Source organism: Paenibacillus sp. MAH-35 (genome assembly GCF_058135425.1).
In genome coordinates this window covers 137,293-163,526 of record NZ_JBYUPU010000006.1, presented here as the reverse complement: position 1 = coordinate 163,526, position 26,234 = coordinate 137,293, and the positions used below count along the sequence as shown (strand labels likewise).

21 protein-coding genes are annotated in these 26,234 nt (G+C 57.0%); 6 read left to right on the top strand and 15 right to left on the bottom strand.

The window, feature by feature from the left end:
• Nucleotides 1–13 precede the first annotated feature (13 nt).
• Both AC3Y2E_RS08680 and AC3Y2E_RS08675 read left to right on the top strand, forming a co-directional pair.
• Nucleotides 14–322 (top strand): IclR family transcriptional regulator domain-containing protein, encoded by a 309-nt coding sequence (locus tag AC3Y2E_RS08680; protein WP_379209178.1) that lies wholly within the window; start codon nt 14–16, stop codon nt 320–322.
• A 45-nt stretch (nt 323–367) separates the two neighbouring features.
• A complete protein-coding gene (locus AC3Y2E_RS08675) occupies nt 368–1,771 on the top strand; it encodes an NAD-dependent malic enzyme (RefSeq protein WP_332072999.1) in 1,404 nt (467 codons plus the stop codon).
• Nucleotides 1,772–2,965: 1,194 nt separating this feature from the next.
• Here the strand turns inward: AC3Y2E_RS08675 and AC3Y2E_RS08670 are convergent.
• The 5 genes from AC3Y2E_RS08670 to AC3Y2E_RS08650 all read right to left on the bottom strand — a co-directional run bounded on the left by AC3Y2E_RS08670 (nt 2,966) and on the right by AC3Y2E_RS08650 (nt 9,723).
• The gene (locus tag AC3Y2E_RS08670; protein ID WP_379209458.1) at nt 2,966–4,747 is read right to left on the bottom strand and encodes a family 10 glycosylhydrolase; all 1,782 of its coding nucleotides are present in this window, start codon (nt 4,745–4,747) and stop codon (nt 2,966–2,968) included.
• A gap of 15 nt (nt 4,748–4,762) precedes the next feature.
• Nucleotides 4,763–4,927, bottom strand: coding sequence for a hypothetical protein (locus AC3Y2E_RS08665; protein ID WP_379209175.1), 165 nt, complete (start codon nt 4,925–4,927; stop codon nt 4,763–4,765).
• Between the two features lie 836 nt (nt 4,928–5,763).
• On the bottom strand, nt 5,764–7,056 hold the full coding sequence (locus AC3Y2E_RS08660; RefSeq protein WP_379209173.1) for a neutral/alkaline non-lysosomal ceramidase N-terminal domain-containing protein: 1,293 nt from the start codon (nt 7,054–7,056) through the stop codon (nt 5,764–5,766).
• A gap of 26 nt (nt 7,057–7,082) precedes the next feature.
• The gene (locus tag AC3Y2E_RS08655) at nt 7,083–8,372 is read right to left on the bottom strand and encodes a CapA family protein (RefSeq protein ID WP_379209456.1); all 1,290 of its coding nucleotides are present in this window, start codon (nt 8,370–8,372) and stop codon (nt 7,083–7,085) included.
• Nucleotides 8,373–8,397: 25 nt separating this feature from the next.
• Entirely contained in the window at nt 8,398–9,723 is a 1,326-nt protein-coding gene (locus AC3Y2E_RS08650) for an amidohydrolase (RefSeq protein ID WP_379209171.1), read from the bottom strand.
• 331 nt (nt 9,724–10,054) lie between these two features.
• Here AC3Y2E_RS08650 and AC3Y2E_RS08645 point away from each other — a divergent pair, with 331 nt between their 5' ends.
• Complete coding sequence (locus AC3Y2E_RS08645; RefSeq protein WP_379209169.1) at nt 10,055–11,377, top strand: hypothetical protein; 1,323 nt, start codon at nt 10,055–10,057, stop codon at nt 11,375–11,377.
• A gap of 105 nt (nt 11,378–11,482) precedes the next feature.
• On the opposite strand, the gene pyrE is transcribed toward AC3Y2E_RS08645, so the two are convergent.
• The 7 genes from pyrE to pyrR all read right to left on the bottom strand — a co-directional run bounded on the left by pyrE (nt 11,483) and on the right by pyrR (nt 20,292).
• Complete coding sequence (pyrE, locus tag AC3Y2E_RS08640) at nt 11,483–12,121, bottom strand: orotate phosphoribosyltransferase (RefSeq protein ID WP_379209167.1); 639 nt, start codon at nt 12,119–12,121, stop codon at nt 11,483–11,485.
• A gap of 13 nt (nt 12,122–12,134) precedes the next feature.
• Nucleotides 12,135–12,866 (bottom strand): orotidine-5'-phosphate decarboxylase, encoded by a 732-nt coding sequence (gene pyrF, locus AC3Y2E_RS08635; protein WP_379209165.1) that lies wholly within the window; start codon nt 12,864–12,866, stop codon nt 12,135–12,137.
• A gap of 149 nt (nt 12,867–13,015) precedes the next feature.
• Nucleotides 13,016–16,237 (bottom strand): carbamoyl-phosphate synthase large subunit, encoded by a 3,222-nt coding sequence (gene carB / locus AC3Y2E_RS08630; RefSeq protein ID WP_379209163.1) that lies wholly within the window; start codon nt 16,235–16,237, stop codon nt 13,016–13,018.
• Nucleotides 16,224–17,393, bottom strand: coding sequence for a glutamine-hydrolyzing carbamoyl-phosphate synthase small subunit (carA, locus tag AC3Y2E_RS08625; protein ID WP_379209160.1), 1,170 nt, complete (start codon nt 17,391–17,393; stop codon nt 16,224–16,226). The genes carB and carA overlap by 14 nt, the downstream gene beginning before the upstream one ends.
• Nucleotides 17,394–17,478: 85 nt before the next feature.
• Nucleotides 17,479–18,759 (bottom strand): dihydroorotase, encoded by a 1,281-nt coding sequence (gene pyrC / locus AC3Y2E_RS08620; protein ID WP_379209158.1) that lies wholly within the window; start codon nt 18,757–18,759, stop codon nt 17,479–17,481.
• Nucleotides 18,760–18,834: 75 nt separating this feature from the next.
• Nucleotides 18,835–19,743: an aspartate carbamoyltransferase catalytic subunit gene (locus tag AC3Y2E_RS08615; RefSeq protein ID WP_379209156.1), complete on the bottom strand. Its 909-nt coding sequence runs from the start codon at nt 19,741–19,743 to the stop codon at nt 18,835–18,837.
• Between the two features lie 6 nt (nt 19,744–19,749).
• Nucleotides 19,750–20,292, bottom strand: a complete 543-nt coding sequence (gene pyrR / locus AC3Y2E_RS08610) for a bifunctional pyr operon transcriptional regulator/uracil phosphoribosyltransferase PyrR (protein ID WP_332073010.1) — start codon at nt 20,290–20,292, stop codon at nt 19,750–19,752.
• A gap of 445 nt (nt 20,293–20,737) precedes the next feature.
• Here pyrR and dapD point away from each other — a divergent pair, with 445 nt between their 5' ends.
• From dapD to AC3Y2E_RS08595, 3 genes are all read left to right on the top strand, one after another.
• A complete protein-coding gene (dapD, locus tag AC3Y2E_RS08605; RefSeq protein WP_332073011.1) occupies nt 20,738–21,448 on the top strand; it encodes a 2,3,4,5-tetrahydropyridine-2,6-dicarboxylate N-acetyltransferase in 711 nt (236 codons plus the stop codon).
• Between the two features lie 67 nt (nt 21,449–21,515).
• On the top strand, nt 21,516–22,673 hold the full coding sequence (locus AC3Y2E_RS08600) for an N-acetyldiaminopimelate deacetylase (protein WP_379209153.1): 1,158 nt from the start codon (nt 21,516–21,518) through the stop codon (nt 22,671–22,673).
• Nucleotides 22,670–23,449, top strand: a complete 780-nt coding sequence (locus AC3Y2E_RS08595) for a WecB/TagA/CpsF family glycosyltransferase (RefSeq protein ID WP_379209151.1) — start codon at nt 22,670–22,672, stop codon at nt 23,447–23,449. The genes AC3Y2E_RS08600 and AC3Y2E_RS08595 overlap by 4 nt, the downstream gene beginning before the upstream one ends.
• 82 nt (nt 23,450–23,531) lie before the next feature.
• On the opposite strand, the gene AC3Y2E_RS08590 is transcribed toward AC3Y2E_RS08595, so the two are convergent.
• The 3 genes from AC3Y2E_RS08590 to AC3Y2E_RS08580 all read right to left on the bottom strand — a co-directional run bounded on the left by AC3Y2E_RS08590 (nt 23,532) and on the right by AC3Y2E_RS08580 (nt 26,209).
• The gene (locus AC3Y2E_RS08590) at nt 23,532–23,975 is read right to left on the bottom strand and encodes a DUF6526 family protein (RefSeq protein WP_379209149.1); all 444 of its coding nucleotides are present in this window, start codon (nt 23,973–23,975) and stop codon (nt 23,532–23,534) included.
• A gap of 208 nt (nt 23,976–24,183) precedes the next feature.
• Nucleotides 24,184–24,954 carry an SIMPL domain-containing protein gene (locus AC3Y2E_RS08585; RefSeq protein ID WP_332073015.1) on the bottom strand — a complete coding sequence of 257 codons (771 nt, stop codon included), beginning with the start codon at nt 24,952–24,954 and terminating at the stop codon, nt 24,184–24,186.
• 97 nt (nt 24,955–25,051) lie between these two features.
• On the bottom strand, nt 25,052–26,209 hold the full coding sequence (locus AC3Y2E_RS08580) for an aminotransferase A (protein WP_379209146.1): 1,158 nt from the start codon (nt 26,207–26,209) through the stop codon (nt 25,052–25,054).
• Between the last annotated feature and the right edge of the window lie 25 nt (nt 26,210–26,234).

Genomic DNA, 26,234 nt, shown 5'->3' with positions numbered 1-26,234 from the left:
GGTTCATTCCGCCTTGAGCATTATCGGGGAGGTCGTTGTCGACGGCAAGCTGCCCCGGTATACAGACAATTCGATTACCGATCTGAATGTGTACCTCGACAACCTGCGGCAAATCCGCGAAGAAGGCATCTCGGAAAGCTTTGAGAAGTATACGTACGGTATCGCCGGACTCGGCTGTCCGATCTTTAATTCGAGGGGAGAGATCGTCCTTATTCTTGGCGCGTTCCGTTCCAGCACTTCCAACCATTACGATGCCCAGATCACCCGCAACTTTCTGCAGAAAGGCGCCAGAGAGATTACCCAAGCGATATCCAGCTTCTAATCGAACCTGATATTATACTCCTAAATGAGAAGGGAACATCCGATAATGGCCTACAATAGTATCATTGTCCGCGTTGAATTGAATCATAGCGAAATCAATTTCGGTGAGGTCGCTTCGGCGATCAGTCTGGCCAAGGGCGACATTACGTCAATCGACGTCATTCGTCCCGGCAGCGACCGGTCGGTCCGGGATATTACGATCGACGTCTCCGATACGGCCGAAGCCCGGGTCGTCGAAGGATTGAAGTCGCTTAAGGGTGTCGAAGTCGTGAACGTATCGGATCGCACCTTTCTTGCCCACCTGGGAGGAAAAATATCGGTTCAGCCCAAGCTTCCGGTCAAAAACCGCGACGATTTGTCGCGGGTGTACACCCCCGGCGTAGCGCGGGTATGTACTTCCATTCACGAAAATCCGCAAAAAGCGTACTCGCTCACGATCAAGCGCAATACGGTAGCCGTTATCACCGACGGGACGGCCGTCCTCGGTCTTGGGGACATCGGTCCTTATGCGGCGGCTCCGGTTATGGAAGGAAAAGCGATGCTGTTCAAGCAGCTCGCCGATGTAGACGCCTTCCCGATCTGCCTCGACACGACGGATACCGAGGAAATTATCCGCACAATCAAAGCGATCAGTCCGATCTTCGGAGGAATCAATCTGGAGGACATCAGTTCGCCGCGCTGCTTCGAGATCGAGACCCGGCTGGCAGAAGAGCTGGACATTCCGGTGTTTCATGACGACCAGCACGGAACGGCCGTCGTCGTCGTCGCCGGACTGATCAACGCGCTGAAAGTTGTAGGCAAACGGATGGAGCATATCCGGGTCGTCGTCAACGGCATCGGAGCCGCCGGTGTATCGATCTGCAAAATGCTGCTGGCCGCCGGCGTGAAGCAGCTTGTCCCGGTCGATCGTGACGGCGCGATCGTGCGCGGCGGCAGCTACCCGAACCCGATGTGGAACTGGCTCGCCGAGCAGCCGCAGGTGGAAGATACGCCGGGCAGCCTGAAGGAATTGCTGACCGGCGCCGACGTCTTTATCGGCGTATCGCGTGCCGGGTTGCTGAACGCGGAAGACGTCCAGCGGATGGCGCCGAACAACATCGTCTTCGCTATGGCGAATCCCAACCCGGAGATCGCTCCCGAAGAAGCGCTGCCGCATGTGCGGGTGTTCGCAACCGGACGAAGCGATTACCCGAACCAGATCAATAACGTGCTCGTCTTCCCCGGCATGTTCCGGGGCGCACTGGATTGCCGGGCGACGTTCATCAACGAGCCGATGAAGCTCGCCGCAGCCCGCGCCATCGCCTCCGTCATATCCGAGGGCGAGCGCAACGAGCAGTACATCATCCCCGGCATCTTCAACGAGGAGGTCGTCGTCCGCGTCAGGCGCGCGGTCGTGGAAGCGGCGATCTTGACCGGTGTCGCCCGCCGGACGCCGCCGGATTTTAGATAAGCGGAATTCCGCCGTCCTGTGGCGGGGGAACGAGAAAAGAGCCTTGGCGGTCGCCATCGACCGGCAAGGCTCTTTTTTTGATAGCATAGAATGGTTAAGTTCGTCTTCAACGTACGAAAGCAGCGATGGGGCTCCTTACTTATCGATCGGACCAGCAATGCCGCAAGGTTACACATCTTGGGCTTTCCGCTTCTGCCTTGCTTAGTGGGCGTTCGGCTTTCTGCCCTGCTATGTGACGTTCCACTTCTGCCCTGCTATGTGACGTTCCACTTCTGCCCTGCTTCGCGGCCGTTCGGCTTTCTACCCTGCTTTGCGGCCATTCGGCTTCCCGCCTCGCTTGCAGCGGGGAAGGAACTGGATAAGGGTGATTTGGAGCCGTTATTTTGTCCAAAACCCGTTTGGTTGGGGACTTAAGAGCGGTTTGGGACTGCTATTATCCGTGATAAGCGTGCAGACCCGCCCACTTGGTTGAAATAGGGGTGCAAACCGCCTCTATTCGTTGGGGTTTTTCGAAAAAGCGGAAAATAGGGGGTGGCAAAGAGGCTGTCGATTCAATGTGGACAACCAAGTGGAAAGGGAAAAGATTACCTTCTGGCGAGTTTTGTCTGGAATCCCCTACCTTACAATCCTTATTCAATCAAGGGATTCCGGACAACCTGTCTGAGCAGAAGAAGGTAACTTTTCACTTGGAACGGCCTGCTAACACTTCTACACAATGAATCGACAGTCTCGGCAAAGACTCCTATTTTGTTACTCCGCTCGTCCATATTTCGTTTCAGCGAAGCTAAACAGGAACTGTTCTCCAAAATGAGGGTAACGTGCTTCATGCGGAGTCGGATTGTTCCAATAAACCCTCATGTATGTGTGATTCCATGAAGAGGCTGATCATCCGATTTGCCATCATGCGTTATTCCACATCTTCGATGTCATCCATCAACGAGCGGCTGGAGCAAAGGCACCGCTCCCTCTCTCCCACATACGTAGGGCGCCGCACACATCTGGGGGCTGTCTCCTAAGTCCGTTTGGCGATTTGTGGAGCCGCACTTGGGACCAACTCTCCTCCAGAAAAAGGACCTCAGTCTCCACGTTACCATGGAATTTGAGGTCCTTTCGTTCAGCAATAGGACGCTCCCTGTCATGCGGGCACTTCTGGGACACCGTCCTTCTTGGGCTGCGGCAAGGTTCGATTCCTCGCTACACGCCCGCGCTGCGTTCGATCACAGTCATCAAGTAGCCGTTAACCGCAGGCAGTCGGATTTTCGCATACCCGTCGACAATATCGAATGGAACCGGTGTCCGGTCAGGAGCGGTGTACACAGCTTTCACATCCGCCCCCTTTACATATACGATGCCGTCGTGCAAACGATTATGCTCCTCGATGACGTTGTATCTTCCCCGCAGCTCGGGATATGTCGCTTTGACATGCAGGATGTCCAACCGCTCTTTGCGGGTGACGGTTACCCGCGCAGTCGAAGGGATGCCTTCATATTTGATCAAAGGATCGGGCAGCAGCTTCTTCAGACAATGCCTGAGCAAATATTTATACTCCGGATAAGCGTTCTCACCGTATCCCCCGAAAAGCTGGAACCCGATCTGCACGATCCGGCCGGACTGAACGGCTGCGTCCAGACCGGAAGCTGCCGCCGGAGGTGTATAATAATAGCCGTGAAAGCCGTCCCACATCTTGTTGGAATATGCATCCACATCGGCGGCGAGCCGAACGGTCCCGGGTTTCCCTCTCAACTGTATCCCCTGCTTGTATACGGCATATGGAAACTCCGAATCGAACTGTTCCGAAGGCTCGATCATGTTGAAGTACGACGCATTGCGCGGGTCCGGGCCGACATACTCCATATTCCATTGCTCAAGGGCGAACTGCGTCCGTTCCGGATTCAGACCGGAAAAACCGGTGCTGATGACGCTTCCTCCGGCAGCCAGGTGCCGCTCCAGCTTCTCCTTTAAGATCGGAGTTACCGTCACCTCGTCCGGCAGGATTATAACAGAGTAGGAGGAGAAGTCGCCGCGTTCCTCTACGATATTGAACCCGTACTTCAACTCGCCCAGCATCCGGGCCGCCGCATACAGCACCTGCTGACCTTTCGGAAACCTCGGATTGTTCGCTCCGAGATCGCTTCCCGGAGGTAGCACGACGGCAATCTCGGCTGCTGCCGCCGCTCCTTCCGTCCATGGCTCGTAAGCTTCGATATCGCGGTACACTTCGCCGATTCTCCGGTACACCGAACTATCCAGCCCATCACGGGGATGCATATGATCGCCGACCGAGGTCGTGATCCCGTTCATGATCGCATCCCAGCAATCGTATTCGAGTGACGCTTTCGTCTTCAGCCCTCCGAAATCCCCCCAACTGGCGTGGAACCGTCCCGTCATGTACAGCACTTGCTTGCCGAGCGTCCGGGAGTAGGCGGCCTGGGCCGCAAAGTAGTCGTACCCCCATGCTCCCGGCAAACATTCGATCTCAATATGCGAGCCCAATCCGTCGCAGTGGATATGGCCCAGCCCGTTCGGCAGCAGGAGCAGCTCGTCGCCGGTAATCTTTTTGACCTCCCAGCAGAAATCGTTCACCTTTTGCCTCGTGAACAAGTCCACCTCATGATGATCGAGCGGATCTTTACCGCAAGTCTGCAGTTCTTCCTGGCACTCGTTTCCGTAACACGGATTCGTCACCAGACAGTCGAGAAACACCCCGTCCACCGGATACCGCTCCACCACCTCGCGGATCATACCGAGCATGTAGTCCTTGTAGCCGGAATTCAGACACATCAGGCGGAAAAAGTTACCCGTACGGTCTCCCGATATCACTTGGCCGTCCTTGTTCAAAACACACCAGTCCCGGCGTTTTCTCGCCATCTCGTGGTCGATGCCGATGTTGAAATACGCAGCTACGCCGATTCCTTCCTTGTGGCATTCCTCCACGATCTCGCCAAGCATATCGCCTTTCATGTACGGATACGGAATGCCGATATCGGTCCGTTAATAAGCGAAGCCCAGATTGCATTTGGCGAATACGTTAATAAACTCGACCCGCGCTTCCTTCAAGGTACGTGCAAACTGCCCGGCATCGAAATGTGCGGCGAAATCCTTCACGTTCGGCATCGTGTGGAAGTCCAGATGAACGGCCCTTTTCAACGTTCGCATACGATTTCCCTCGCTTTATGATGGAGTCGGTTTTTATGTATTATATATTATATATAACAAAATACCACTAGACGAATGATCTGTAAATAGCGAATATGATGAGGCGCGCAAGCAAGAGTTCCTTTGTATGTAGATCAGCCGGGTGGTCTCCCAATTGGCCGGTTTTTATTTGCCTTATTCCAGTTCCGCTTTCCTGCCGGGCTATATAATCCACCGTTTTTGGGGGTTCTTCATTTCCAAGTACAATTTTCCTTTTAAGAAAAACCGTCAAGCAAAAACGTCCGGACAGCCCTTTGACGTGCAAACCGCACGTTAGCGCGTTGGAGGGAATAGGTACCTTCGATCCTCCAGCCGCTCGCTGATGAGGTTTTACAGGGAACAATCTGACTCCAACTGAAGCATGTTACCCTCCATTCTGGTGAACCGATCATGTCTAGCCTCGCTGAAACGACCTACGTACGGGCGGAGTAACAGAATAGGAGTCTTTGGCGAGGCTGTCGATTCATTGTGGATTACCAAGTGGAAAGGGAAAAGATTACCTTCTGGCGAGTTTTGTCTGGAATCCCCTACCTTACAATCCTTATTCAATCAAGGGATTCCGGACAACCTGTTTGTACCCCTTATTTCCGCCCACTCGTCCGCATCTGCCCCTTTTCGCGAATATTAACAGCTTCAAACCGCTCTTATGTCCCCAACCAAGCGGATTTTGGTCAAAATAACGGTTCCAACCCCCCCTTATTCAGCTCCTCCCCTTGAAGCAAGGCAGTAAGTGTGCAAAAAAACCTGACCAGCGGCCAGGTTTTCATGGATATGCACGATGAACGTATCTGACACCTCTATTCCGCTCGCGCCAACTGCTCCAGGAGCGCGGATGCGCACTCCGCCAGACGCTCCCCCGTCCCCGGGGCGATCCGGTTGAATACTTTCAGCCTCGGCTCGTACCCGCCTTGCTCGTAGGCGGCTTCCGTACAAACATAGCCGTAAATCGAGCCGTTGCACAGCGTATTCACGATCGTAGACGCATATGGGGAAGCCATCTTGACGGCAAGTCCCAGCTCCACGAACAGCTCTCCCGGCAAACCGACGAACGCCAGACCGCCCAGATGGATGGCCTGAACTTCCAGCAGCGCTTCCCCTCCGGGCAGCTCCGCCACTTTCAAGACTTGTTCAGCGAAAAAGCGCTCCGCTCCGACGACCCGATTGTCCCCCAGCACGCTCCGGACGTGCTCGATTTCCCGCTGGTTCGCTTCACGGAGCTTCATCGGGATAAAGGCGCGGACGGCGCCGGCTTCGGCGTCCGTGGATGTCTCAATACGCTCGCGTACCCGGAGCGCCTCCCCGGCGAGACGTTGGCCGATGATCTGCGCAAAGTTTCGCTCCGCCGGCATCGGCTTGCCCGGATCGGTATGATTAATATCCCCGCACGCGCCGAGCAGAAATACGCTGACGGCATGCTCACCAAGCGACTTCTTCACCGCTGCCGACAGGATGGCCGGGTAATCGCCGCTGTAGTCGCTTCCCCCGGTCGTATCCGTATGACAGGCGAAGCTCGTCAAGATGCCCATCGGCTGTCCGACCAGACTGTCGACGCGCACAACCGACAGCTCGGGATCGATCGGCCCGGCCGGCCGGTCGATATCCGGATTCAGACGGCCCGGATTCGTCCGCAATTGCCCGTTTTTCATCCAATAGCGCCGATTAAACGATACATCGCCCACCTGCCCCGTTCCCCAGCCTATACGGGCAGGCTTCCGTCCGTTATAAGCGACAATCGCGGCATCGGCCGCCCTGTCGGCCATATAAGCCAAATATTCCTCACTGAGGCTCCCGTCCAGCCCGATGCGCACAGGCGCGCCCGTATGCGTATGCGTCGCGGATACCATCGTTCGCTCAACCGGGATTCCCGTATACGTTAGCAGCCTTTCGCGAATCCGGTTCGCCTCGCGAGCCGGAATGTACAGCGCATCGACAGCAATAAACGCCAGCACCGTCTCATCCGACTCGACGACCCATGCTTTGGCGTAAAGAGGGTCCCGGATTCCCCCGGATTTTCTTTCCTCCGTATATCCCGGGATAGAGCTGCCGAGAGGAGGGGTAATATCCAGCTCGCTCATTCCGCATAACAACATTTGAAATTCCTCCGTTTCATCGATCGTTATACCCGGCCGGCTCTCCAACTCGCCTGCGTTCCTTCGATATGCAGTTCGGTCCCGAACTCCCGGCTCAAGCTTTGCAGCTTACGTAAGATGCCCGTATCGCCGGTCAGCTTCGGCCAGCCCCGGCGGTATCGGGGCGTTCCGTACCCGAGGGAGATCGGATGGAAGTCCATACCCAGCAATTCGCCGCCTTCGAAGACGAGCGACGCGACAACGGACGACCAGACGTCGGGGTTGGCGCCCAATCCGCGCGTATCGCCGGCGCTGCGCGCATCGAGTGCATCAGCCGTATGATGCGAATGACCAAGACCGTATTTCTCATAATAATCGGAAGGCAGCCATTCGACCGAGTCGTTCTGGAAAATAAAATTGCCCAAGCTGTATAAAATCGGCTTGTTTTTGTACAGTTCCACCCCGCGTATAATATGCGGCCCATGGCCGATCACGGCATGCGCCCCTTCGTCGATACAACGTCTGGCAAACTCTTGGAGGAAATCGGCCGGAGCGTCTTTGCGCTTGCCCTTCATCTCATGGGAGTGAATGCTGACGATCGCGTAGTCGGCTTGACGCCTCGCATGCCGGACGGCTTCAAGTATTCGGGACAGATCGGCCTGGTGCGGCTTGGTCGCAGCTCCCCTCTGCTCACAGACGGTAAAACGGTGCCCGCCGAACAGCATCATGTCCGGATCGCGGACCGCGAAGCCTTCCTTGGCCAGCATGTCGTGTTCGTCGTTAATGCCGGTCTCGGATGCAATCGCTTTCAATTGGTTCATTTGCTCCTCCGACAGGCGGTAGGTGGCCACATAGCGGAGCGGGTTGACTCCCGGTCTGCCGATTCCGTCCGAGCGCTGCTCTCCGGCGCGCCACGATTCGTGAAAGGTCGAGGTAGCCGCGATCAGCGCCGCCCTTCCCCCTTGAAACTCCATGTACCGGATGCCGCCCGCTTCGGCCAGATTGCGCCCGACACCCGCATGCACCCAGTCGTACCGGTCCAAGTACCGTTTCGTCGCCTCCAGCCCGCCGTAGGAGTAATCCAGCGTATGGTTGTTCGCCCAGGCAAGCGCATTAAAGCCGTATCGCTGCAAATCGTCCAGCACGGCCGGGTCGGCGGCAGCCCATGTGCCGCCGCTTTGTGCGGACGGGAACCCTTCCATCCGGTGCACCGTCACTTCCAGGTTCGTAAACCGGATGTCGGACCGGCCGAGCAGCTCGGCCAAGCCGGGAAGCGTCTCGTCCCCGACCGGCAGACGTCTTGTAATAAAGCTGTCGCCCGTAGCGGCAATCGTCATTCGGGTCAAGCCGATTCAGTCCTTCCTAATTGAAAGTACCAGATTGATCTTCCGCCGGCCAGTAGGGGCAGGCGAGTACGAGACGGACCAGCAGTTCGGCGGCGATCACGAGCACCCGCTCGTCGAAATCGAACGAAGGATGATGGTGCCCTGCGGCCAACGGGCTGCCGAACAGCATATAGACGCCGCGCCCTCCCTGCTCCTGGACCTTCCTCAGCATAAATGTCGCATCCTCCGAAGCGCCGAACGGCAGCGTACTGATAAAAGAACCGACCGCCTCTAAAGCGGCGCACTCCTTCTCGATCAGCGGGATGAGCGAAACGTCGCCTTCCGCGCTCGTTCCGCGGCCGACCGTAACCCAATCGCAGGTTACATCGTACAGCGCCGCCGCCGCAGCCAAAATGCGGCTCGTCTCTCCAGCCATATAGGCGTTCAGCTCCTCCGTCTCACCGCGAAGCTCGAGCTTCAGGCTCGCTTCTCCGGGGACGACGTTGCGTCCGGCACCTCCTTCGAGCCTCCCCACATTCACCCGGGTCGCCCCGCCTCCGTGGCGGCTGATGCCGTGCAGATGCAGCGCCGCGGCACAGGCTGCGAGCAGCGCGTTGTTCCCCTGCTCCGGGGACTCTCCGGCATGCGCGGCTCTGCCGCGAAATACGGCATCAATCTTCGTGGTGGACAGGAAGCCGCTGACCGAACCGACGATCTCGCCGAGTGTTTTGCTCTTGAGGCCGATATGTCCGCAGAACAAATAATCGACGCCGTCGAGCCAGCCGGACGCCACCATCGACTGCGCGCCGCGGCAGCCCTCTTCCGCAGGCTGGAAGAGCAGCCGCACTTCCCCTGCCAGCTCGTTCGCGCTTGCGGCAAGCTTCGCCGCCACCCCAAGCCCGATCGCAAGATGCCCGTCATGACCGCATGCATGCATAAGCCCCGACCGGCGGGAAGCAAAGCCCAGCTTTCTCGGCAGATGTTCCGAGCCTTCATCCTCCCCGACCTCGACGCAGTCCAGATCGAATCTGAGGGCGATGACCGGCCCCGGCTTGGCGCCGCGAAGCACGCCGACGACTGCCGTATGGCCCCCTTTCATTCGCCCGAGCCAATCGAGATCGACGCCTTCCTTCAAAGCTAATTCTTCGTGAGCGCGAATCGTCTCCGCATCAGGCACGCCCATACGCGCCTTCGACGAGCACGCGTCGCGGCCGGCGGTCACCTCCAGCCCAAGCGAGGCCAGCTGTGCGGCCACGAACACCGCTGTCCGGTATTCGAGCCAGCCCGGTTCGGGGTGGGCGTGGAGGTTTCTTCGCCAGGCAATCATATCGGCGTGCCATTGTTCCTTTTGGAAGCTGTCCATCTCATCCTCCCCGTTCAAGGATACGGTTACATTCAAACTACCGCCGTCTCATCGTACAGAAACGGAAATACGTTCATTTAAAGAAATTGTCTATATATATTCCATATAAAGACTACCATTGCTTTTACACCTGTGTCAATCGATAATTACATAAAGATGGAAGCGGAAAACGGATGTTTCTTTGGACATTTGGACGGAAATTTGGACAGGAAAGTTAGGCGGGAAAACCGGGGCGGATTGCTTTTTGCAGGCTCCGCCCTCCATAATAGAAAGATAAGCTTGAACTAGCGAAGCGTGATATTGCTGCATTCCACACCTTGCGGAGGTACTTATGAACATTGTTATTGGCCTGGTCGGGCCTTCGGATACGATCGCTCTTGTGGAGCGGGTCGGCCGGGAATGGGAGGGCCGGATCACCCTGATCCCGTACATCTATGAGGATGTCGAGGAAATTGCGGATATCGTGAAGGAGCATCGGAGCGATATCGACATCTGGTTATTTACCGGACGGATCGCATACGAGTTCGGCCGCGCTTATGTACCCGAGCCCCGTATGCTGATGATCCGCTCCAGCGGTTCCGCGCTTATGAAAGCATTGTTCGCCGCCGTAAGCGAAGCAGGCATTCCGTTACGCTTCAGCATCGATACGCTGACGCAAGAGGAAGTCGCGGAAACGCTGGACGAGCTTCAGTTGCAGGGCAGCGTCCCGGTCATTCATCCGAATAGCGGATACGTTCCCTCCGCCGAGCTTGTACAGTTCCACGAAGCGCTTTTTCGTTCCGGACAAGTGGAAGTATGCATTACCCATCGCGGACACGTCTGCGAAGAATTACGCAAGCGCGGCGTCGCCGTCTACCGGATCGTTCCGACCGTCATGTCCATCCGCGAGACTTTGCGCCTGGCCTCCCAGCTCGGAGAGACGAACCATTTCCGGCAATCCCAGATTGCCGTGCTTCTCCTGCATGTGCGCAACGTGCTGAATGAACATACAAGCGCTTATGAAACGTACCGGCTCAGCCTGAAGCTGCAGGAATTGCTGCTCCAATTTACCGAGCACATCTCCGGGGCGCTTCTCCCATCGGGAGGGACGACCTTCAGCATGTTCTCCACACGGGGAGCCATCGAGCGGAATACGTCGTTCCCCCCTACCCTTCTGTTCGAGAAAATCCGGCTGCTTACCGGTGGTACGGTCCACTTCGGTATCGGGTACGGACTCACCGCATTCGGCGCGGAGCAAAACGCGGTGCTGGCGCTGTCCCGCACGGAAATGAATGCGGAAGGCGGTCTCGTCGTCGCCGACGAAGCGGGAGCGATCCAGGAATCGTTTCCGAATCAGGAGTCGCTCTCGTACCATTACCGGTCCGGCGACCTGGATGTGATCGAGCAATTGAAGCGGGCCGGCGTCTCGGCCGCCATGTTCAACCGGATCGTCTCCGTGCAGACCCGGACGGGCAAACGGTCAGTCAGCGCAGCCGACTTGGCTTCCTGGCTGGACATGACGCAGCGCAATGCGAACCGGCTCTTGGCCGAGCTGGAGCGCAGCGGATTGGCCCGGATCGTCGGGGAGGAAGCTCCCGGCGCGAAAGGAAGACCCCGCAAGCTGTTCCGCATCGATGCTTGGAAACCGGTAGCGTCCGACTCCGGTTCTTCCTGAAATTCCGGCGGCAGCCGAATTCAGCCGGTGGCCGCAAGGCGCGCCAGGCGTGCAGCGTACAAAAAAGCCCCTCCCGCTATTGGCAGCAGGAGGGGCTGAATCGATTTACACGCCGAACGATTCCGGGTTGGTCCGCCACGATTGCAGCAGCTCCATATCGTCCTGCTCGATTTTACCGAGCTGGAGCGCCACTTTGCTGAGCGCCGTAAAGTTCGACAGCGAGTCGAACGCAAAACCGGGCTTGCCGAAGTTCTCGGCGGCTTTCTCCAACTGATAGCTGAAGATCGCGATCACGCCGAGCACTTCCGCGCCGGCCTCGCGTACGGCCAGCGAAGCTTTGACCGAGCTGCCTCCGGTGGAGATCAGATCCTCGATCATTACTACTTTTTGGCCCGGCTTCAGCGAGCCTTCGATGACGTTTTCTTTGCCGTGGCCTTTCGCCTTGTCGCGCACGTAGATCATCGGCAGGTTCAGCTTCTGGGCTACAAATGCCGCATGGGGAATGCCGCCCGTCGCGATGCCCGCAAGCACTTCCGCATCCGGGTACATTTCACGGATTTTCTCCGCGAAGCCAAGCGCGATCAGATCGCGTACCGACGGATCGGAGATGGTGATCCGATTGTCGCAGTAGATCGGGGATTTGATCCCGGACGTCCATGTAAAAGGCTGTTTCGGCCGCAAGCTGACCGCGCCGATCTCAAGCAGCGCTTCCGCGATTTGTTCATCCAAGTAACGCAGTGCCATATTTATCTTCTCCTTATCCCGTTATCGATTCGATAATCTGTTCAAGCGCCTGGCGCGGGTCTGCCGCTCCCGTAATCGGACGGCCGATGACGATATAGTCGGTGCCTTGCGCGAAGGCGTCTTGCGGCGTCATGACGCGCGATTGGTCTCCGATCGCGGCGCCCGCCGGACGAATGCCGGGGGTCACGGTGGCGAACGAAGTACCGCAGCGTTCCTTGATGCGGGTCACTTCAAGCGGCGAAGCTACTACGCCGTCAAGACCGGACTGCTTGGCCAGCGACGCATACCGGAGCACCGCTTCTTCGATCGAACCTGCGATGCCGATCTCGTCGTTCAGCACATGCTGGCTCGTGCTGGTAAGCTGGGTGACTCCGATCAGAATCGGCTTCGCCGCTCCGGGACGGCCGGACATCGCCTGCTCCACGCCTTCCCGCGCCGCTTCCATCATCGCGGCGCCTCCCGCAGCATGCACGTTGAACATATCGACTCCGAGGCGCGTCACGCTGGCCGAACCGCCCTTGACCGTGTTCGGAATATCGTGCAGCTTCAGGTCGAGAAATATGTTGTAGCCCGCTTCCTTCAGCCGGTGCACGAATTGCGGTCCAGCCGCATAAAACAGCTCCATGCCCACCTTCATATAACAAGGAATGCCTTCCAGCTGGCGAAGCAGCGACTCGGCTCCCGCCGCATCGGGGTAATCGAGTGCGACGATGATCCGTTCTGCCGGATTCCTGTTCGATTTCAAGTTCGAAGCCCTCCTTAACGGATATAAGGTCATATGAGAGCCGGTCTCCGACTCGCTTGCATAGTCGGGAAACCGGCCTCCAGTTCGTTCCTATTCGGTTGCGGCAGCCGGTACACGCTACAACTACAGCCCAGCTGCCTGCAATCCGCTTACTTCGAAGCGGACAGGTGTACGTTCGGCATCGCCCGCGACGAGAAGTTGATCGTGTTCAGCACGTGCAGCAGCGCCCGTACCGTATCCAGCGATGTCATACAGACGACGCCGTTCTCGACCGCCTCGCGGCGGATGCGGAAGCCGTCGCGCTCCGGCGTTTTGCCCTTGGTCAGCGTATTGACCACAAAGTGAGCTTCGCCGTTGCGGATCAAGTCGAGAATGTTCGGCGAGCCTTCGCTCAGCTTGTTGACGCGTTCTACGCGCAAGCCCGCCTTTTCGAGCGCGTCGGCCGTGCCGCCGGTAGCGACGATTTTGTAGCCGAGCTCGAAAAATCCGCGGAACAGCTCAATCGCTTCTTCTTTATCTTTATCCGCGATCGTCGCGATCAACGCGCCGGTCGGCGGAATTTTCATACCGGAGCCGATAAATCCTTTATACAACGCCTTGGCGAAATTGAGATCGCGGCCCATCACTTCGCCCGTCGACTTCATCTCCGGACCGAGCGTCGGTTCTACGCGGCGCAGCTTGGCGAACGAGAACACCGGCACTTTGACGGATACGTGATCGTCTTCCGGCCACAGACCTGTTTCGTAGCCCATGTCGGCAAGCGTTTGACCCATGATGACGCGTGTCGCCACATTCGCCATAGGGATATTCGTTACTTTGCTCAAGAACGGTACCGTACGGGACGACCGCGGGTTCACCTCGATGACGTAGACTTCATCTTGGAAGATGACGAACTGGATGTTAACCAGACCGACAACTTCGAGAGCCCGTGCGATTTTCACCGTAATATCGACGATTTTTTGCTTCAGCTCTTCGGAGATCGACTGCGGCGGATATACCGAGATCGAGTCGCCGGAGTGAACGCCTGCGCGCTCGACATGCTCCATGATGCCCGGGATGAGCACCGTTTCTTTATCGCAGATCGCGTCGACCTCGACTTCTTTGCCGAGCATATAACGGTCGATCAGAACCGGATGCTCCGGATTGATCTTCACCGCGTATTCCATGTAGCTGAGCAGTTCGGAGTCGGAGTAGACGATCTCCATCGCGCGGCCGCCCAGTACGTAGGACGGACGAACGAGAACCGGGTAGCCGAATTGCGAAGCCGTACCGACCGCTTGGTCAACCGAAGTGACCGTGCCTCCCGGAGGCTGGGCGATGTTCAGCTCGCGCAGCAGCGCTTCGAACTTCTTGCGGTCTTCGGCTGCGTCGATGCTTTCCAGGCTGCTTCCGAGGATGCGAACGCCCGCTTTAGACAGCGGAGCCGCCAGGTTGATCGCCGTCTGGCCGCCGAATTGGACGATTACGCCGATCGGATTCTCGCGCTCGATCACGTTCATGACGTCCTCGAAGAACAGCGGCTCGAAGTACAGCCGGTCGGACGTATTGAAGTCGGTCGATACCGTCTCCGGGTTGTTGTTAATAATAACCGCTTCGTAACCGGCCGCCTGGATCGCCCATACCGCGTGAACGGTCGAGTAGTCGAACTCGATACCTTGTCCGATCCGGATCGGTCCGGAGCCGAGGACGATAACTTTCTCCTTGCTCGTCTCCAGCACTTCGTCTTCGGTTTCGTAAGTCGAGTAGTAGTACGGTGTCGTCGCTTCGAACTCCGCCGCGCACGTATCGACCATTTTGTATACCGGCTTGATGTTTGACTGCAGACGGTAGGTGCGAACGTCCGCTTCCTTCGTAAAGGAGTCCGCTCCGGCCAGCGTGCGCACTTCGGCGATCGCCCGGTCGGTAAATCCTTTGCGCTTCGCTTCCAGCAGCAGCTCGCTTGTCAGCTCGCTCGCCAGCTTCGCCTCGAACTGAATCATTCCCTCCAGCTTGCCGAGGAACCACCAGTCGATGCTGGTCAAATCTTGAATTTGCTGCAAGGTATAGCCGCGGCGGTACGCTTCCGCGATCAGGAACAGGCGCTCGTCGTCCGGCTTGCGCAGACGGGTCTCGAGCGTATCGACGTCGAGCAGGTCGGTGCCTTTCAGGAACAGGCGGTGCGTGCCGATCTCCAGCGAACGGATCGCTTTATGAATCGACTCTTCGAACGTCCGGCCGATCGCCATGACTTCCCCGGTCGCTTTCATCTGCGTGCCGAGCTTGCGGTTGGCGCTCGTAAATTTATCGAACGGCCAGCGCGGAATTTTCGATACGATATAATCGAGCGTAGGCTCGAAGCAGGCGTAGGTTTGTCCGGTAACCGGGTTGACCAGCTCGTCCAGCGTATAACCGATCGCAATTTTGGCTGCCATCTTCGCAATCGGATAACCCGTTGCTTTGGAAGCGAGCGCCGAAGAGCGGCTTACGCGAGGATTAACTTCGATCACATAATATTGGAAGCTGTGCGGATCAAGCGCGAATTGGACGTTACAGCCGCCTTCGATATTAAGCGCACGGATGATTTTGAGCGATGCGGAACGCAGCATCTGATATTCGCGGTCCGATAGCGTCTGGCTCGGGGCTACGACGATGCTGTCTCCGGTATGAACGCCGACCGGGTCGAAGTTCTCCATGTTACATACGACGATACAGTTGTCGTTCGCATCGCGCATAACTTCGTATTCGACTTCCTTCATGCCGGCGATGCTGCGCTCGACCAGACATTGGCCGATCGGGCTGTAGCGGATACCGGACGATACGATATCGACCAGCTCTTCTTCCGTGTTGCATATACCGCCGCCCGTGCCGCCCAGTGTATAGGCCGGACGAACGATGATCGGATAGCCGATCTCATTGGCGAAGTCGACCGCTTGCGGAACCGTCGTTACGATGACGCTCGCCGGTACCGGTTGCTCCAGCTCGCGCATCAGGTCGCGGAACAGGTCGCGGTCTTCCGCTTTCTCGATCGCGGTCAGCTGCGTACCGAGCAGCTTGACGTTTTCTTTCTCCAGCACGCCTGCTTTCGCGAGCGCTACGGCCATGTTAAGACCGGTTTGTCCGCCCAGTGTCGGCAGCAAGCCGTCCGGTTTTTCTTGACGGATGATCTGCGATACGAACTCCAGCGTGATCGGTTCGATGTATACTTTGTCGGCCATATTCGTATCGGTCATGATCGTGGCCGGGTTGCTGTTGATCAGGACAACTTCCATGCCTTCTTCTTTCAGGGCTTGGCAAGCTTGCGTTCCCGCATAATCGAACTCGGCCGCTTGACCGATGACGATCGGACCGGAGCCGATCACGAGTATTTTTTTGAGTGCATTATTTTTTGGCATATGCGAGTTCCCCTTTCCGCTGGAGGTCCGATCCGGCACCGCGTGCAGCCACGATTTCGGCTTGACGCGGGGAGCGCGGATTTTGCTCCTTGAAGCTGTGAATCATCGTGATGAAGTCGTCGAACAGGTAGCTCGAGTCGAACGGTCCCGGAGCAGCTTCCGGATGATATTGCACCGAAAACGCGGGATATGTTTTATGTTTCAAGCCTTCGATCGTTTTGTCGTTGTTGTTGATATGAGTCACGATCAGGTCGGTGCCTGCGATCGAATCGTCTTTAACCGTGTAGCCGTGGTTTTGCGAAGTAATGTAGCAGCGGTTCGAGATCAGATCTTTAACCGGGTGGTTGCCTCCGCGATGACCGAACTTCAGCTTCTCCGAATCCGCGCCGCAAGCGAGAGCGAACAGCTGATGTCCGAGGCAGATGCCAAAGATCGGGAACTCCCCAAGCAGCTCGGCGATCATCTTGACCGCATGCGGGACGTCTTTCGGGTCCCCGGGGCCATTGGACAACAGGATGCCGTCCGGTGCCAGTCGGCGGATCTGATCGGCGGTCGCGTCCTGAGGGACAACGACGACGTCGCAGCCGCGTTTGGTCAAGTCGCGGATGATGCCGCTTTTGGCGCCGAAGTCGACTAGCACGATACGCTCCTTCGTACCCGGGCAGCCGAATACCGTCTTGGTGGAGACGCGGGATACTTGATCCGTAATAAGCGGAGTCGCCTTCAACTGCTCCATCAGCTCTTCGACAGGGCGGTTCGACGTGGTGATCAACCCTTTCATAACCCCGTGATGGCGGATCAGCCGTGTCAGCATCCGCGTGTCGATGCCGCTGATTCCGACAACGCCGTATTCTTTCAGCAGACTGTCGATCGTATATTGGGCACGCCAGTTGGACGGCACCTCTTCATGCTCGCGTACGACGAACCCGTGGATGAACGGGCGGATCGACTCGAAGTCGTCGCGCGCAATCCCGTAGTTGCCGATGAGCGGATACGTCATCGTTACGATTTGTCCGCAGTAGGACGGATCGGACAATACTTCCTGATAACCGGTAATTCCGGTGTTAAATACGACTTCGCCAACCGACTCGCCTTCGCTGCCAAACCCTTTGCCTGTGAAAAGCGTGCCGTCTTCCAACAATAGTCTTGCTTGCATCCTTTCATCCTCCAATCGATGTGCTGCTCGTCGTTATGCCATGATGATTTCTGCTTCTAGTTGCACCTTGCTCTATATAAGGAAGTTATTCGCTCCAAACGGTTTTGCCGCCCACCATCGTAAGCGACGGCCATCCGTACAGCTTCCAGCCGGTGAACGGGGTGTTGCGCCCCTTGCTGAGGAATTCTGAAGGCTCTACCGCCTTCTCGGTGTCCAGATCGATCAGCGTCAGATCCGCTTCGCGTCCCACTTCGAGCACGCCCCAAGGCAGTCCGAACAGTTCCGCAGGCTTCGACGTCATCCGGTCCAGCAAAAACTCCAGCGTCCAGCGTCCGGTACGGACAAATTTCGTATACAGCAGTGGGAACGCGGTCTCGAAACCGACGATGCCGAACGGCGCCATCTGCAAGCCGCGGGCTTTCTCTTCTTCGCTGTGCGGCGCATGATCGGTTACGATAATATCGATCGTGCCGTCCTCAAGCCCTGCGATAACCGCCTCTACGTCTTTCGGCGTGCGAAGCGGCGGATTCATTTTCCAGTTGGCGTCGTCTACGCCGGGAATATCCTCGTCGGACAACAGCAGGTGATGCGGACATACTTCGGAAGTGACCTTGATGCCGAACTGCTTGCCGTGCCGGATCAGCCTTACCGATTGCTCGGCGCTGACGTGGCAGACGTGGTAGTGAACGCCCGTCGCTTCCGCGAGCAAAATGTCGCGTCCGACATGAATCGCTTCGGATTCGTTCGGGATTCCTTTCAACCCGTGCTTGCGGGCGAATTCGCCTTCGGATACCGCTCCGCCCTCGACCAGCGTGTTGTCTTCGCAGTGTGCGATGACCGGCATGTTCATCGAAGCGGCCAGCGCCATCGCGTCCTTCATCATCTGGGCGCTTTGCACGCCCACCCCGTCGTCCGTAAAACCGACGACTCCCGCTTCCTTCAGAGCTGCGAAATCGGTCAGCTCGCGGCCGAGCTGGTTTTTGGATATGCAGCCGTAAGGCAGCACCCGGACGATCCCCTCCGTCTCGGCCTTGTCCAACACATACTTAACCGTCTCTACCTTATCGATGACCGGTCTCGTATTCGGCATGCAGGCGATCGTCGTATACCCGCCGCGTGCAGCCGAGCGGGTGCCGGTTGCGATCGTTTCCTTATATTCAAAGCCGGGTTCGCGCAAGTGAACATGCATGTCGATGAAACCTGCCGATACCAGCTTGCCTTTCGCGTCAATCACTTCGTGGCCGTTCGTATCCGGGACATCGCTGCCGATAGCCGCGATCTTGCCGTCTTCGATAAACAAATGCCGGGTGGCCAGCTCGTTTTGTCCCCGTACCGGCACGCGTCCGTTAATGATCCAAGTTCCCATGGTTCGCCTCCTGATCGGTAGTTGCGGATCGGCGGCCGGATCGTCATGCTCCGGCCGCCGACCGTCTCGTTATCGTTAGCTCAGCGCCCGTTCGACGACCGCCATGCGGATCGGTACCCCGTGGCTCATTTGCGTAAAAATTTTCGATTTGTCGCATTCGACCAGTTCGTCGTCAATTTCGACTCCGCGGTTGATCGGAGCCGGATGCATTATAATCGCATGTGGCTTCATCATCCCTGCGCGCTCCACCGTCAGCCCGTAATGAGCGCGGTAGTCTTCGGCCGAGCGGATAAATCCTTTGTCATGGCGCTCCAGCTGTACGCGGAGCATCATCACGACGTCGGCCTGCAGCGCTTCTTCCATCGTCACGTAGCCGGCGAATTCGCTCAGCTCGGGCGCCTGCATGTTGTCCGGCGCGCAAAACTTCACAGTCGCGCCCATCTTCTGCAGTCCCCACAAATTCGAGCGTGCAACCCTGCTGTGCATAATATCGCCGATGATCGCCACCGTTAGTCCTTTGAATTCGCCGAACGTCTTGCGAATCGTATATAAGTCGAGCAGCGCCTGCGTCGGATGCTCGTTATTGCCGTCCCCCGCATTGATCAGTGGAACTTTGATCTTCTCGGCCAGCTCGGCCAGCAGGCCGATCGGCTTCATCCGGATTACCCCGGCGTCGATTCCCATCGATTCAAGCGTCCGTACCGTATCGTAGATCGATTCGCCTTTCTCCACGCTTGATGCCGCCGCCGCGAAGTTCAGCACCTGCGCGCCCAGCCGCTTCTCCGCCACCTCGAACGAGAACCGCGTGCGCGTGCTGTTCTCGAAAAACATGTTGGCGACGAACTTGCCTTCCAGCACCGGCGATAGTTTGTGGGTCTGGCTTTCCCAGTACGCGGCCCGGTCCAGGATGCTTACAATCTCTTCTTTTCCGAGGGATTTCAGTCCAAGCAGGTGTCTGTCGCCAGCTACGTTCGTTCTCGTCATGAATCGTTATCCCCTTTGCTGAATGATGACGACTTCGTCGATCCGGTCCACTTCGTTCATCTTCACTTCGATCTGCTCCAGCTTGGAGGTCGGTACGTTTTTGCCTACGTAGTCCGGGCGGATCGGCAGCTCCCGGTGTCCGCGGTCGACCAGGACGGCCAGTTGAATCGATCTCGGGCGCCCCAGGTCGATCAGGGCGTCCATCGCCGCTCTTACCGTCCTGCCCGTGTACAGCACGTCGTCGCATAAAATAATTCTCTTGTCCTGGATATCCGGCGCTTGCACCGACGAGGCGGCCATTACCGAATTCAGCCGCACGCGGTCGTCGCGGTACGAGGTGATGTCCAGTTCGCCTACCGGCATCGGGATTCCTTCGATGTCGCGAATCCGTTCTGCGATCCGGTTGGCGATATAGATCCCCCGTGTGCGAATGCCGACCATAATGCTGTCGTCCACGCCTTTATTTTTTTCCAGTATCTCGTGTGCAATGCGCGTCAAGGCGCGGCGTATTGCCGTCTCGTCCATTATAACCAGCTTATCCGGATTCATGGCCTGCTACCTCCCGATTACGCCCCGATCCATCCGGGGCTTTCCATGTGCCGATACCGCTTCTGGAGATGACGGAGTCCGCCCGCAAAAAAACTCCTTGCCCTAGGGCAAGGAGTTCGATTCGACCGCATCGCTGGGGCACGAAACAGCCATTCGCGTTCTCAAGGCACAACCACCCAGAGCGCGTATGACCATGTTCGCAACCGGCACGTCCGTTACGATATCGCGACTTTCTCGTCGACCACCTTGCCAGCCTCACAGGACCAGCTTAAAGGCACTATTTGGTTCCAAACGATTATCTCACGTTCGACATATGATGTCAATCGACAATTCAGTTTGGAAATATGACGAATCGTTGCGGCCCGCCATCATTGATTGCGCCCCTCCTTTTATGCTATAAAAGGTTTAGACGTTATTCCCAAGCCGAAAAGGAGAATACACTTACATGTCTGAAATGAACACGATGGAAGTTATTAACTTTATAAAAAACAGCGTCAAAAAAACGCCGGTAAAAGTATATGTGAAAGGCGCGCTCGAGCAAGCAAGCTTCGGCTCCGGCGTCCGTGCCTTTATCTCGGGCGGAAGCGGAGTGCTCTTCGGAGAGTGGCCGGCAATCGCCGAGGCGCTTGAAACGAACAAATCGTATATCGAAGATTTCGAAATCGAAAACGACCGCCGCAACTCGGCGATCCCCCTGCTCGATCTGAAAGGCATCAATGCCCGCATCGAACCAGGCGCCATTATCCGCGATAAAGTGACGATCGGCGACAACGCCGTTATTATGATGAACTCCACCATCAACATCGGCGCTTCGATCGGCGACGGCACGATGATCGATATGAACGTAGTCGTCGGCGGCCGCGTACAGATCGGTAAAATGTGCCATATCGGGGCAGGCGCCGTCGTAGCCGGCGTAATCGAGCCGCCTTCGGCACAGCCGGTCGTCATCGAAGACGACGTCCTTGTCGGCGCCAACGCCGTCATCCTCGAAGGCGTCCGCGTCGGCCAAGGAGCCGTCGTGGCTGCGGGAGCGGTCGTTACGCAGGACGTCGAAGCTTATACGGTCGTAGCCGGCACTCCGGCCCGGGTGATCAAGAAGGTCGACGACAAGACGAAGTCGAAGACGGAAATTATGCAGGAGCTGCGCCAGCTGTAAGCTGCATCATCGGTTCTCACACCACAAGCCAGGGGCCTCCCCTGGCTTCCAATATTAAGGAGGACTTATGCGTACGGAGATCCAAACGTTTGTAGACATACGCCGGCAGCTCCATCGCATCCCGGAGCCCGGTTATGCCGAATTTAAAACCCAGCGCTTCTTGCTGAATCGGATCGGGGAGCTGCCGCAGCACCGGATCGAGGTGCGCACATGGCGGACAGGCATTCTCGTCAAAGTCAAAGGAACGGACCCGCAGTTCACATTCGGCTACCGCGCCGATATGGACGGGCTGCCGATCGAGGAGGACACCTCTTACGCGTTCCGCTCGGAGCATCCGGGATATATGCACGCCTGCGGGCACGACATGCATATGGCGATCGGGCTCGGGGTGCTCACCCATTTCGTAGAACAGGAGATGGCGGACGATCTGATCGTTATTTTCCAGCCCGCCGAGGAAGGCCCTGGCGGAGCCAAGCCGATGCTGGAGAGCGAGGAGCTTCGCGGCTGGCTGCCTGAGCAGATCGTCGCGCTGCATATCGCGCCGGAATACCCGGCCGGTACGATTGCGACAAGACCGGGCATCCTGTTCGCCAATACGTCGGAGCTGTTCATCGATTTGATAGGCAAAGGCGGACATGCGGCTTACCCGCACTGGGCGAACGACATGGTCGTCGCGGCCGCCCACCTGCTCGTTCAGCTCCAATCGATCGTCTCCCGCAACGTTAATCCGCTCGATTCGGCCGTCGTAACGGTCGGTAAGATCGAAGGCGGCACGAAGCAAAACATAATCGCGGAAAAAGCCCGGCTGGAAGGGACGATCCGCACCTTGTCCGCGGACACGATGCAGCTCGTCAAGCAGCGGATCGAAGCGCTCGTTCGCGGAACGGAAGCCTCCTTCGAATGTACGGCACATATCGATTACGGGTCGAATTACCGTCAAGTGTACAATGAAGAGGAGATCACCCGGGAATTTATGGAATGGCTCGGGAAGTCCGGTCACGCCCGTCTGATCGAATGTTCGGAAGCGATGACCGGGGAAGATTTCGGCTATTTTCTCGAGAGCATCCCCGGCTTTATGTTCTGGCTCGGCGTCGACACGCCTTACGGTCTGCACCACGCCAAGCTTGAACCGAGCGAGCAGGCGATACCCGTCGCTATTCATACGGTGACCGATTATTTCCGCTGGAAATCGGGCCGATTGCGTTCAGGAGGGGATACGGCATGAGTGGAGCCAACAGTCGGACGGCGTCCGTAGCGAATCCGAGAAAGGATCGCGTATCGATCATGGGCGTGCCGTTCTCGAAGATGGACCTGGACGAGACGATCCGGCATTTTACGGAACTGGCGAATCGTTCCGAACGCGGCATGTATCATGTCGTTACGGCGAATCCGGAAATCGTGATGTCCGCCTCGAAAGATCCGTCTCTGATGAAAATTTTACATGAAGCGGGCATTATCACGCCAGACGGCATCGGGATCGTGAAAGCTGCCAAGTGGAAAGGTGAACCCGTCCCCGGACGCGTAACCGGCTATGATATGCTGCTGCGCCTGCTTGAGCAGGGCAACCGGGACCGTTGGTCGTTTTACTTCCTCGGTACGGACGAGGAAACGAACCGCAAGGCGGTCGAAGCGATCGCCGCTCGTTATCCGAACGTGAAGATTGCCGGACGCCATAACGGCTTCTTCGGAGCGGACCGGGAACCCGCCATCGTGGAAGAAATTGCTGCGGCAAGCCCCGATTTTCTGATCGTGGCGATGGGCGCTCCCCATGCGGAACGCTGGATCTACCGCAACAAGCCGGAGCTGAACGTCAAGCTCGTTATGGGCGTGGGAGGCAGCCTCGACATTCTCGCGGGCAAAGTGAAGCGGGCTCCGGACTTCTGGATCAAGCTGAACATCGAATGGCTGTACCGGCTGCTCTCCAACCCCTCCCGCTGGCGGCGGCAGCTCGTATTGCCGATTTTCGCGGTGAAAGCGTTCCTGCACCGCAATGACCGGTAAACTGGGTATATCAAGATGACTATGGGTATACGCGGCAAAAGAGCGGCTAACCGTCCGGGTTAACCGCTCTTTTGCTTGAGGACTATACCCGATGATGATCCGCTCGCCACTGCTTGACCGATTTTTTGATATCCGCCGGCGATAGGCCGGATTCGGCTGCTTGGGCCGCCAGTTGAGGAAACTCTTCGTCGGATGCGAAGCGCAAGGCGATGATTTGGCGGATCGTCAGCTTGCCGCTTAACGGCTTGCCAGTTAATACGAGGTGCCTCAATCCTTCCTCTGCACGAATTACGCGATCTTGCACGACGAGACTGTTTCTTCGCGTTATTACACCGACTAGGACCGTCTGTAAAGCTAAGGAAAACAGGACGAACGTCTTCCAGTCGAGCGAGCCCGAAGCAGCATCCGCAATAACGAAGCCTATTGCAGCCAAAAACGTGAGAAGTCCCAGCGGCATTAGCACAAAATGCTGCAGCGGGTATAACCTGCGATGATTTTCTAACGATTGCTCCTGCTTGTTTTCCATCTCTGGCTCCTCCTTGATTCCTTCGGTTTAATTAGGCCATCTTACTTACCCTATATGGTATTAAGTATACAATTTAATCTAAAATATTCATATCGCTGTTCGCAAATCGTCCATCGTCCAACCGCAAACCTAAAACAAATCGTGCCCGCTTCGGCAAATACAAAAAAGCCTTCACCCGTCAAGGGCAAAGGCTGTACTCGATCTGCTTTTAGAATTCGTACTGAACCGTCACATTTGTCGTTACTTTCAGCTCACCGGTCGAAATGCTGGTCGGAGACCCGGCTGCGGAATCCATCATCGCTTTGGACATCTCGATGTTGCGGTATTCCGAAGGGATGGCGACTCCGCCGCCTTGATTCACGGCTACGATCCCTTTCAGCTCTTTGCCGGCGTACTTGGCGATCGCTTGCGCTTTAGCCTTCGCGTTGTCCATCGCTTTCTCGATGACTTGCAGCTCATATTCCTGGCCCTTCTCCGTGCTGAAGCGGACGCCTTCGATCTGATTCGCCCCGGCCGCGGATACCGCATCGAGGAACGTTCCCAGATTGTCGAGGTCACGGTACGTCACCTGAAGCATTTGAGTGGCGCTATATCCTTTTACTTTCGCTTCTCCGCGATCGGAGTACGAATACTCCGGTCTTACGCTGAAGCCGGATGTTTGCACGTCTTTCGCTGGCAGCTTGTACTTGTCGAACAATACTTCCCGCAGCTTCGTGTATGCTTCCGCGTTGGCCGCTTGGGCATCTTTCGCCGTTTCCGCTTCGGTGCGGATACCGAGGTTGATGTAAGCGACGTCCGGAGCGACCGTCATTTCGCCTTGACCGTTGACGGTAATCACGTTTTTGACGCTGGAGGACTGCTCGGCGGCGTATACTTCGCCCGGGCCGAAGCGCGGCAGGCTTTGAGCGTACAGTGCTGTCGTTAATGCGAGGGCGGCTACCCCTGTAATCAGCCATTTCTTCTTCATCGTCATGTTCATCGTTCATTTTCCCTTCTTTCCAAGAATTGTTTTCCGACTCTATTAACGAGCGTTTCCGGAAAATTGTTGCAGGAAAATGAACGGATTCAAAAAAAATTTATCCGAGCCGTTCAACAAACGATTCCAGCTTGTCCATCGCCTGCTCCAGAAGCTCCATCGAGTACGCGTACGAAATCCGGATATACCCTTCCCCGTATTCGGAGAAAGCGTCGCCGGGAACGACCGCCACCCGCTCCTCGTCCAGCAGTTTCATCGTAAATTCCATGGAGCTTAATCCGAAGCGGCGAATCGACGGGAACAAATAAAACGCGCCTTCCGGTTTCTCCGCTTCAAGCCCCATCCGCTGCAGCCGGTCGTATACGAAATCCCGACGGAGCTTGTATTGCCGCTTCATCGGCTCCGCGTCGTCGATCCCGGCCGTTAGCGCTTCTACCGCCGCATATTGGCTGATCGAGCTGGCACACGTCACATTGTATTGGTGCACCTTGACCATATGCTTCGAGATGTCCGCGGGAGCAAACGTAAATCCGATCCGCCAGCCGGTCATCGAATGCGATTTCGACAAGCCGTTGATCACGATCGTCTGCTCCTTCATCCCGGGCAGCGAAGCGATAGAGCGGTGAGGCACATCATAAATCAGCTCGCTGTATATTTCATCCGAGATGATGAAAATCGGTTTGCCGCGCAGCAGGTCGGCGACGGCCTTCAGCTCCTCCTCGGCCATCACCCGCCCCGTCGGGTTGGACGGATAACAGAGGACGACGGCGCGCGTCCGTTCGGTCAGCACCGGCTTCAGCAGCTCGGCCGTCAGCTTGAACCCGGTCTTGCGGGTATCCACGTACACCGGCGTTCCTCCGCAGAGCCGGATAATCGGCTCATAGCCTGGATAGATCGGGCCGGGGATAATGACCTCGCTGCCCGGGCCGACGATCGTCCGAAGCGTTATATCGAGCGCCTGGCTTGCTCCGGCCGTCACGATAATTTCCTGATCCGGATCGTAGCCGAGCCCGTATTTGCGGTTGACAAAAGCCGAAGCCGCTTGACGCAGCTCCGGCAGCCCCGGATTGGGGGTATACAGCGTTTTATTTTGATCGAGCGCCCGTTTGCCGGCTTCTATAATATGGGCGGGCGTAGGAAAATCCGGCTGGCCGATGGTCAGCGTGATGACGTCCTTGTAGGCGGCCACCAGATTCGAGATTTTGCGTATGCCCGAGATTTGAATATTGTGAACCGCAGAATTGACCAGATGCTCCACAAGTGTTCCTCCCATTGCATGCCTA

Coding starts and splice junctions, on each gene's coding strand:
- AC3Y2E_RS08645 (WP_379209169.1), top strand. CDS start 10,055: ATGAACATTGTTATTGGCCTGGTCGGGCCTTCGGATACGATCGCTCTT.
- AC3Y2E_RS08615 (WP_379209156.1), bottom strand. CDS start 19,743: ATGACGAGAACGAACGTAGCTGGCGACAGACACCTGCTTGGACTGAAA.
- AC3Y2E_RS08675 (WP_332072999.1), top strand. CDS start 368: ATGGCCTACAATAGTATCATTGTCCGCGTTGAATTGAATCATAGCGAA.
- AC3Y2E_RS08585 (WP_332073015.1), bottom strand. CDS start 24,954: ATGAACATGACGATGAAGAAGAAATGGCTGATTACAGGGGTAGCCGCC.
- pyrC (WP_379209158.1), bottom strand. CDS start 18,759: ATGGGAACTTGGATCATTAACGGACGCGTGCCGGTACGGGGACAAAAC.
- pyrR (WP_332073010.1), bottom strand. CDS start 20,292: ATGAATCCGGATAAGCTGGTTATAATGGACGAGACGGCAATACGCCGC.
- pyrE (WP_379209167.1), bottom strand. CDS start 12,121: ATGGCACTGCGTTACTTGGATGAACAAATCGCGGAAGCGCTGCTTGAG.
- carA (WP_379209160.1), bottom strand. CDS start 17,393: ATGCAAGCAAGACTATTGTTGGAAGACGGCACGCTTTTCACAGGCAAA.
- AC3Y2E_RS08590 (WP_379209149.1), bottom strand. CDS start 23,975: ATGGAAAACAAGCAGGAGCAATCGTTAGAAAATCATCGCAGGTTATAC.
- carB (WP_379209163.1), bottom strand. CDS start 16,237: ATGCCAAAAAATAATGCACTCAAAAAAATACTCGTGATCGGCTCCGGT.
- AC3Y2E_RS08655 (WP_379209456.1), bottom strand. CDS start 8,372: ATGACGATTGCCGCTACGGGCGACAGCTTTATTACAAGACGTCTGCCG.
- AC3Y2E_RS08595 (WP_379209151.1), top strand. CDS start 22,670: ATGAGTGGAGCCAACAGTCGGACGGCGTCCGTAGCGAATCCGAGAAAG.
- AC3Y2E_RS08665 (WP_379209175.1), bottom strand. CDS start 4,927: ATGCGAACGTTGAAAAGGGCCGTTCATCTGGACTTCCACACGATGCCG.
- AC3Y2E_RS08660 (WP_379209173.1), bottom strand. CDS start 7,056: ATGTTGTTATGCGGAATGAGCGAGCTGGATATTACCCCTCCTCTCGGC.
- AC3Y2E_RS08650 (WP_379209171.1), bottom strand. CDS start 9,723: ATGGACAGCTTCCAAAAGGAACAATGGCACGCCGATATGATTGCCTGG.
- AC3Y2E_RS08600 (WP_379209153.1), top strand. CDS start 21,516: ATGCGTACGGAGATCCAAACGTTTGTAGACATACGCCGGCAGCTCCAT.
- dapD (WP_332073011.1), top strand. CDS start 20,738: ATGTCTGAAATGAACACGATGGAAGTTATTAACTTTATAAAAAACAGC.